Source organism: Fulvivirga kasyanovii (assembly GCF_009711405.1).
Taxonomy (GTDB): domain Bacteria; phylum Bacteroidota; class Bacteroidia; order Cytophagales; family Cyclobacteriaceae; genus Fulvivirga; species Fulvivirga kasyanovii.
The window spans coordinates 1-8,986 of the sequence record NZ_SMLW01000407.1 but is presented as its reverse complement, the minus strand read 5'-3'; the positions used below and the strand labels follow the sequence as shown (position 1 = coordinate 8,986).

4 protein-coding genes are annotated in these 8,986 nt (G+C 43.3%); 2 read left to right on the top strand and 2 right to left on the bottom strand.

Annotated features, from left to right (window positions below; all coding sequences use genetic code 11):
• Window positions 1–944: M28 family peptidase (locus E1163_RS05570; RefSeq protein WP_155170347.1), on the top strand; the 944-nt coding region annotated here is incomplete at its 5' end.
• 79 nt (window positions 945–1,023) lie between these two features.
• Here E1163_RS05570 and E1163_RS05565 read toward each other — a convergent pair.
• Window positions 1,024–3,981, bottom strand: a complete 2,958-nt coding sequence (locus tag E1163_RS05565; protein WP_155170345.1) for a M4 family metallopeptidase — start codon at window positions 3,979–3,981, stop codon at window positions 1,024–1,026.
• A gap of 297 nt (window positions 3,982–4,278) precedes the next feature.
• Entirely contained in the window at window positions 4,279–7,179 is a 2,901-nt protein-coding gene (gene gcvP, locus E1163_RS05560; RefSeq protein ID WP_155170343.1) for an aminomethyl-transferring glycine dehydrogenase, read from the bottom strand.
• 228 nt (window positions 7,180–7,407) lie between these two features.
• Between gcvP and E1163_RS05555 the strand changes: the two genes are divergently transcribed.
• Window positions 7,408–8,928, top strand: a complete 1,521-nt coding sequence (locus tag E1163_RS05555; RefSeq protein WP_155170342.1) for a M28 family peptidase — start codon at window positions 7,408–7,410, stop codon at window positions 8,926–8,928.
• The last annotated feature ends 58 nt before the right edge of the window (window positions 8,929–8,986 follow it).

Genomic DNA, 8,986 nt, shown 5'->3' with positions numbered 1-8,986 from the left:
CCTGCAATGGCGACAAAAAGAAAGAAACCCAGGTTGTAGAAGAAGAGAAAACGGTTCAGGTGCCTAATTTCAACCCCGACTCCGCCTATCAGTTTATCAAACATCAGGTAGATTTTGGCCCAAGAGTCCCCAATACTCCGGCTCACCGGCAGGCTGGCGAATATTTCATATCAAAGTTTGAGTCTTATGGAGCCAAGGTTCAGACTCAGGACTTTGAAGCAACTACTTTTGATAACCACACACTTAACCTGCGAAATATAATTGCCTCTTTCTATCCAGAGAAGAGCAAAAGAATATTGTTGGCTGCACATTGGGATTCGCGACCATATGCGGATAAGGATGTCGAACGGCCAAACGAACCTATTGCAGGAGCCAATGACGGAGCAAGCGGAGTTGGTGTATTGCTGGAAGTAGCCCGCGTGCTGAGTGAGAGCAATCCTCCGGATGTTGGTGTAGACATTATTCTGTTTGATGGCGAAGATTGGGGGGAACTCCACAATGGACAAAGCATCGAACTGCCGGGCAACCTTGATAGCTGGTGGTGCCTGGGATCTCAATATTGGTCAAAAAACAAGCATGACAAAGGCTATTCAGCATACTACGGCATACTCTTTGACATGGTAGGAGCCAAAGGCGCCCAGTTTCCCATGGAAGAGAGTTCTATGTATTATGCTCGGTCTATAGTTGAAAAAGTATGGAGCAGGGCCGAAAAGCTGGGTTTTTCAAACTACTTTATCAGAAAGCAGCCGGGAGGGATCACTGATGATCATGTGTTTGTCAACCAATATGCAAAAATCCCTATGATTGATATAGTTCATTATGATCCTGCAAATGGGTACTTTGGAGACTTTCACCATTCTCATAAGGATGACATGGAAATTATTAGCAAAGAAACCCTGGAAGCTGTAGGGCAAACTACAATGGGCGTTATCTATTATGAGTAAAAGAAACTTGTACTACAGTAGAATATAAAAAAGGGAGCGCTGTCCACGCTCCCCTCTTCCGTTAATTATAAAAAACCAATTACTCTTTAATAATTTTAGTATTCACCACCTCTCTGGCTGTTTTCATCGAAAGAATATAAACACCTTGTGGCAAGTTGGCCATGCTTATCCTCACATTGGCATCTGTGGATTCAATTTCTTTAACCACAACACCATTAAGGGTCATCATCTTTAAGTCATAACCTCTTGCATCCTCAGCAATAGTTATCTCAACCATTTCTTTTGCAGGGTTAGGATATGCTACAAAATATGGCTTGGCCACTTCGTTACCAAGGGGCTCTGCATTGCTGTTGCCTCCAAAAGTAGCCACTCCGGCAAAGGAACTGGTGATATTCACAGTGTAGTCCTCAACCTCTCCGTAAGTGAAGCTTCCACACGAGGATGGCGCGGCATTATACCTCATAGAAACCCTCATTCTGGTTGACCCAAGGGCCGCAGAAGAAGGAACTGCTACTGTACCTGACAATGTACCACTACTGCTGGATGATCCGGCTACTACCTGCTCACCAGAGTCATCAAAGTCACCATCCTGGTTAAAGTCGACCCATATTCTCCAATATTCCGTATAGCTTCCGCTTCCAAATCCGGCACTAAAGTTTACCGGATAGCTATTACCCCTGGTAAGGTTAGTGCTAAGATTGGTAAAGTCACCATATCCACCGTTCGCACCGGTAGCATTGTTGATAGAACCAACGCTTACCAGATCTATCCACTCGTAGCTCACGTTATTACCTTGTGAAGAACAGTATTCTACCGGAGTAGAGTCTTCATCGGTAGTAAATGATACTGTACTGGCATCTGACACATTTCCTGCCGCATCTTTGGCACGCACTGAAGCTGTGTAGGAAGTAGAAGCCGCAAGGCCTGTCAGGTTATATGAGGTATTGGTTGTTGAATTAACCAGTGATCCTCCCAGATAAATATCATATCCTGTTACCCCTACATTATCAGAAGAAGCACTCCAGGTCAATGTTGCACTGGAATTGGTTATGCTTGAAGCAGCCAGAGACCCTGGGGCAGTCGGAGCCTCAGTATCACTGCCTCCGCCACCATCAACACAGATAGTTTCCTGGTCTGAAGACCCAAAATTCCCTCCACTGGCCAAAACTGTTCCGGTCCCATTATCAGTTAAGGTATAGGATCCGTTACCGTATGAGCAGCAAATACCATCGCCATAAGTATCATTGATGGTAAATGTATAATCTCCAGCAGCCAGGTTAAACGTTTCAGTGATAGTAGAACCATCAGGCTCAGAACCATAAGTTCCGCCGGAGGCTACGGTAGTACCTGAACTATTAGTCAATGTCCAACTGGTCTCTTCCGGATAATTATCCAATACCAGCGTCAAGGTAACGGTACCTGTAGCACACGTAGGAGGTGTTCCACCGCCGTACTCGTCACCCAAACCTACAGCGTACCACGCATTGTGTGTAGCTATATGCTCAGGAGAGTCTTCTCCATATAAATCTATAGCTGCCTGTATTCCATATTGTCTGGCATCATCATAGTCAGAATTAGAAGTAAAGTAAGTAGCATTCATTCTGTATGCTATTTGTTGAGCCTTTTCAATGCCAATTCCAGTAACGCTGTAAGCATCACCATTATCATTCGTGCCTGATTTACCTACTGATAAAATGTAGAACCAGTGGTTCATTACACCACTATTGGTGTGTACACCTCCGTTATCTCCGGAGCCACTGTACCAGTATGACCCTTTATAGGTATCGGGGTCACTGAAAGCATTGGGATTGCTTAAAGAACGTATGGCTCCACCACTACCACCGGCTCCAATATCATCTCCCATTATCCAGTCATTGGTTCCGGACGCAAACCTTTCGATCGACTCTCCAAAAATATCAGACAGAGATTCGTTCATAGCACCTGACTCATAGCTGTAGACAAGGTTTGATGTGTACTCAGTCACTCCATGAGTTACTTCATGACCACAGATATCCAATGATACGAGAGGCCCATAGTTAGTACCATCACCATCACCATACGTCATTCTGCTACCATCCCAGAAAGCATTCACATAATTGGTTGAATAACTCACATAAGACCTGATGACAGCTCCGTTGCCATTGTAAGAATCCCTGTTATGCGTCTGAAGGAAATACTTATATGTCTGCTCAGCACCATAGTGCGCTTGTACTCCTGTAGCATTCCCGGTAAAGTTGGTAGAGCTGCTGGTAACATCAGAGGCATTACTATAGTTAGTTCCATTATTTAAATCATAGGTCTGAATACCTCCGCCATCGGCAGTTTGGCGTAAACGATAGCCACCTGAATAGCTATCTGCCGTAAATGAAACTGTTCCATTATAAAGACTTGTGCCTGTCGCAGGTGTATTTGCATGATGGATCTTCTTGTTCTCAAAAATGAACTCTCCATTATGCGCATCGATATAAACATCTGCCCTGTACAATGGCTTGGTAGCATAAACATCAAATTTATAAGCCAGTCGGTTGTTCAGGATCACTAGTTCTCCCTTGGGCTTTTCGTAGTCAATAACCCTGGCATTTTGACTTTCCTGCCACAAATACTCTGTTGCTCCGACATGCTTAAGCGCTCTGTCTAAAGCTATATCCCCGGAAAGCGAGGGAGAGATCTCGACTTCTTTTACTTCTTTAAAATCTCCATTCATAGAGCTGATTATACCGTCTTTTGAATGCACGATATAAGAGCCAAACTCCACCTTAACACCTTTGTAAAACTGCTGATACCGGGTGTGTTCAAAGCCAAGCTTGTCAACCATGGCTTTTTTTACCCTCAGCTCGTCCTGCTCCCTGGTATTAAGATGAGCTTTGAAAAGCTGATCGACCTGGGACATTCTGGCCTGACTTGCATCAAACCGGATTTGCTTATGGATACCTTTTTTAATGGGTTTTTCGGGTTTCTGATCTTGCGCATAGGCGCTGCATGCAGAAACCATAAGGAATAGCGATACCATGTACCGCCAGCGGTAATTGTTGAACATAATAAAGTTGGTTTAGGTTGAAAAATTTTATTTCATCATAAATTTCCAAAATATTATTTGGTTTTTCAATTCATTCCAACCCCAAAACTTACATAAAAAACTGCCCTGCAAAAAGTGTTGCTTTGTGATACATTCACTATGAGGCATAAATTAGCTCGGCATGCAGCCCATAAAGTACATCACTCTCAAAAAAAGTTTTGCCACTATGCAATATTTAATGGTCACTAATGTTGTAGGGCAAAAAAAATAGGCCCTGAATCAGAGCCTATTTTCCTTAAGACATTTTCGTTGTACAGCTTAAGCTTCTATAGCCTCTGCATCACTTTCATACTCTTCTAAAGGAAGGCAACTGCAAACCAAATTTCGGTCACCGTAAGCATTATCTACTCTGCCTACTGAAGGCCAGAATTTATTGTCTCTGATATAGCTCAGAGGGTAAGCTGCTTTTTCACGGCTGTATGGTCTGTCCCAATGGTCGCTGGTGATGACTGACGCTGTATGTGGTGCGTTTTTCAAAACGTTGTTTTCATTATCAGCCAAGCCATCTTCGATCTCTTTAATTTCTTTTCTGATCTCTATCATGGCCTCACAAAAACGATCCAATTCTTCTTTGGCTTCACTCTCCGTAGGTTCTATCATTAGCGTACCTGCTACAGGGAATGATACTGTGGGAGCATGGAATCCGTAGTCCATCAAACGCTTGGCTATATCCTCAACTTCAACACCTGCTTTTTTGAAGCCACGGCAGTCGACAATCATTTCATGAGCACACCTGCCATTTTTACCAATATACAATACCGGATAATGCTCAGCCAGCCTTTCCTTAATGTAGTTTGCATTGAGTATGGCTAATTGAGTGGCTGACTTAAGCCCCTTCTTTCCCATCATGGCTATATAGGCATATGATATGGTCAGAATACTTGCACTTCCCCAAGGAGCGGCAGATATAGCGTTTATTGCATTTTCGCCACCGGTTTTTACTAATGGGTTACCCGGAAGGAATGGCACCAATTGCTCGGCAACGCCTATCGGTCCCATACCAGGGCCACCACCACCGTGTGGTATGCAGAATGTCTTGTGAAGGTTAAGGTGACAAACATCCGCACCAATATTGGCAGGGCTGGTCAAGCCAACCTGTGCGTTCATGTTTGCTCCATCCATGTATACCTGGCCACCATTCTGGTGAATGATGTCACATATCTCTATAATACTTTCTTCAAACACTCCGTGAGTAGAAGGATAGGTAACCATCAGTGACGAAAGGTTATCCCTATTTTCCTCAGCTTTCGCTCTAAGATCATCAACATCAATGTTTCCTTTATCATCACACTTTACGATGACAACCTTCATCCCGGCCATAACCGCACTTGCGGGGTTAGTGCCGTGAGCAGAAGAAGGTATCAGTGTCACATTTCGCTGTGATTCACCCCTACTTTCATGATAGGCCCTGATTACCATCAGGCCGGCATATTCTCCCTGAGCGCCACTATTAGGCTGCAAAGATACCGCAGCAAAACCTGTGATTTCGCTCAACCACGCACTTAGCTCATCAAACATTTCATGATAGCCGGCAGCTTGGTCCTGAGGAGCAAACGGGTGTATACTACCGAACTCTGGCCAGGTGACCGGGATCATCTCGGTGGTAGCGTTAAGCTTCATAGTGCATGACCCGAGAGAGATCATCGAATGCACGAGTGAAAGATCCTTATTTTCTAATTTTTTAATATATCTCAACATTTCATGCTCTGAGTGATGAATGTTGAAAATAGGATGTGTCAGGTATTCTGATTGTCGATGCAACTCAGCAGGCCACGTGATCTCAAGGTTTTGACTTTCTTTTTCCAGATCAAAAGATAACGCTTTGGCCGCAGCTCCTGCAAACACTTCTAATATATCTGCTATATCACGTACACGTGTGGTTTCGTCAAGCGATATGCCTACAAAGCCATCTCCAAAGTACCTGAAGTTCATTTCTTTCTGCAAAGCAAGTTCCTGGAGCTTTGAAGTATCACTTACTTTGATTTTGAGTGTATCAAAATAGTTCTCATTAACCTGCTCGTATCCCAGATTATTGAGTCCTTTGTTAAGTAACAAGGTCAGTCCATGGATCCTGCTCGCTATATTCTTTAACCCTTTTGGACCATGATATACAGCAAACATTCCGGACATTACTGCCAACAATACCTGAGCGGTGCAAATGTTTGATGTTGCCTTTTCGCGTCTGATGTGCTGCTCTCTGGTCTGTAAAGCCATTCTGTAGCCACTATTTCCCTGGGCATCCAGCGAAGCTCCGATGATCCTTCCGGGTATTTGTCTCTTAAAAGCATCCTTTGTTGCAAAGAAGGCAGCGTGAGGTCCTCCGTAGCCCATTGGCACACCAAATCGCTGGCTGGTACCTACAACTACATCAGCACCCATCTCCCCTGGGGACTTCATCAGAAGCAAACTCATTAAGTCCGCAGCCATGGCAACGAAAACATCGTTTTCCCCGGCCGTTGAGATAAACTCTGAATAATCACGGATAGCACCATCATTATTCGGGTTTTGAACCAGTACACCGTAAAGTTCCGGGTCTGTTAGATCCAATTCATTAACATCACCTACAACCAGTTCAATGCCTACCGGCAAAGCCCGTGTTTTAAGAACATCAATAGTCTGAGGGAACGTATTTTGATCAACAAAAAACCTGGAAGCATTTTTCTTTCCTCCTTTTCTTGCACCTGCCAACATAGCCATGGCCTCTGCCGCTGCCGTACCTTCGTCAAGCAAAGAGGCATTGGCGATCTCCATACCTGTAAGGTCAATCACCATGGTTTGGAAATTGATCAGAGCTTCCAGCCTGCCTTGGGCAATTTCTGCCTGGTATGGCGTATAAGCCGTGTACCATCCCGGATTCTCCAGTATATTCCTTAAAATAACACCCGGAACTACACAATTGTAATATCCCGTACCAATATAAGACCTGAATATCTTATTCTTCTGCGCCAGTTTCTTGAAGTCATTGAGAAACTTGTACTCCGTTTTTGCTATAGGTAGACTAAGCTCTTTTTTTAGCTGAATCGACTTTGGAATTGTTTGATCAATTAGTTCATCCAGGGACCCCGCATTTACAGCTTTAAGCATCTCCTGAATCTGCTGCTCGTCCGGCCCGTTATGACGGGTGTCAAACCGCTCCAAGTTATTGACATTTAGTTTCATGAATGGATAAAATAAGTTCCTTTAAAGTATGTTCTAACAGCCCCAGTTTGGGGGTACAAATGTAGGACATATTTAGGACAAAAGCTGATGTGGCAAATAATAATACGGCGGATTGCAAACGTTAACAATCATAGTTTACCGCTTGTAACAAATTTAAATGTAAAAGCTTTTGCGGTATGCATTTTGATTATTTTTGAGAGACTTTTAAACATAATTTTGAACATTCCTATGAAAAAGCTTTTATCAATCATATTGATGGTTTGTGCTTGCCTGAGCGTTAATGCCCAGGTTGATACAAAAGCCCAGAAATATGCAGAGACAATCACAAAAGATGACCTCTACGACTACCTTTCCATACTTGCTTCAGATGCGCTTGAAGGACGTGAAACAGGCGAAAGAGGCCAAAAAATGGCCGCTGCATTCATCCGTGACCACTTCGAGGAAATAGGCCTGCAACCTCCGGTTAAAGACGGTGAAAAAATGAGTTATTATCAACCTGTTGAGCTTTACAAGAACACCCCGGGTGAAATTTATGTAAAGGCAAAAAACAACAGGTACAACAACTTTGAGCAGGTGGTATTCTACGGATCGGCAGATACGGGAAAAGAGGTTAGTTCTGAAATTGTTTTTGCAGGAAACGGTACACCTGCCGACTATGAACAAGTGGATGTAAAGGATAAAGCTGTATTGGTATTGGTGAATAATATACAAGCCTCACAGGGTGCTATAGAAGCCGCTACTAAAAATGGCGCTACCACTGTTTTTGTAGCAAGTGCCGGTACTGATGAAGAGTTTGCCGGACTCGCTAATCAGTTTAAAGGTTGGTTATCCGGAGGAAACCTAACCTTGGAAAAACCAAAAACGAAAGGGATGGGCTCCGGTGTCTTCTTTGTTTCACCCACTGTAATAAATGACATCTTTAACACCCCGCTTTCTAAACTGAAGGAAATAGCTGAAGAACCAGCCAAGCTCAAGAAAGTAAAGACTTCAAAAGTAGTTTTCAAAACGGAGCAAAAAACAGAAAAGGTCAATACTGAAAATGTATTGGGGTATCTGGAAGGAACTGACAAAAAGGATGAGTTAGTAGTGATCACAGCTCACTACGACCATATCGGACGTCAGGGAGACAAGATCAACAATGGTGCTGATGATGATGGCTCCGGAACCTCCGCTGTAATGGAGCTGGCCGAGGCATTTGTAAAAGCGAAGGAAGAGGGCAATGGCCCAAGAAGAAGCATGTTGTTCATGCTGGTTACAGGAGAAGAAAAAGGCCTGTTAGGCTCTGCTTATTATGCAGCCCACCCGGTTTTCCCTCTTGAAAACACTGTTGTGGACTTAAACATTGATATGATTGGAAGGATAGACCCGGCGCACAAAGACAATCCTAACTATGTATACCTAGTTGGCTCTAACCGACTTTCAACCGAGTTACATGACATCAGCGAAAAGGTAAACGACACATATACAAAATTTGATTTGGATTACACCTATAATGATGAGAATCATCCTGATCGTATTTACTATCGCTCTGATCACTGGAATTTCGCCAAGAATAACATTCCCATTATTTTCTATTTCAATGGAGTACACGAAGATTATCACCAACCTTCGGATACAATAGATAAAATCAACTTTGAAATGCTGACAAAAAGATCAAAACTGGTGTATTACACTGCGTGGGTACTGGCTAATAGAAATGAAAGGCCTGTAGTAGACAAACTACAGAACCAAAACCTGAAAAAGGATTAATGGAAGTGGAATGTTCTCAGTTCATAATTTTAATGTGAACTGAGAACATTTAAATTTT

Excerpts from the sequence above, each read along its gene's own strand:
- gcvP (WP_155170343.1), bottom strand. The coding sequence starts at position 7,179 with ATGAAACTAAATGTCAATAACTTGGAGCGGTTTGACACCCGTCATAAC.
- E1163_RS05565 (WP_155170345.1), bottom strand. The coding sequence starts at position 3,981 with ATGTTCAACAATTACCGCTGGCGGTACATGGTATCGCTATTCCTTATG.
- E1163_RS05555 (WP_155170342.1), top strand. The coding sequence starts at position 7,408 with ATGAAAAAGCTTTTATCAATCATATTGATGGTTTGTGCTTGCCTGAGC.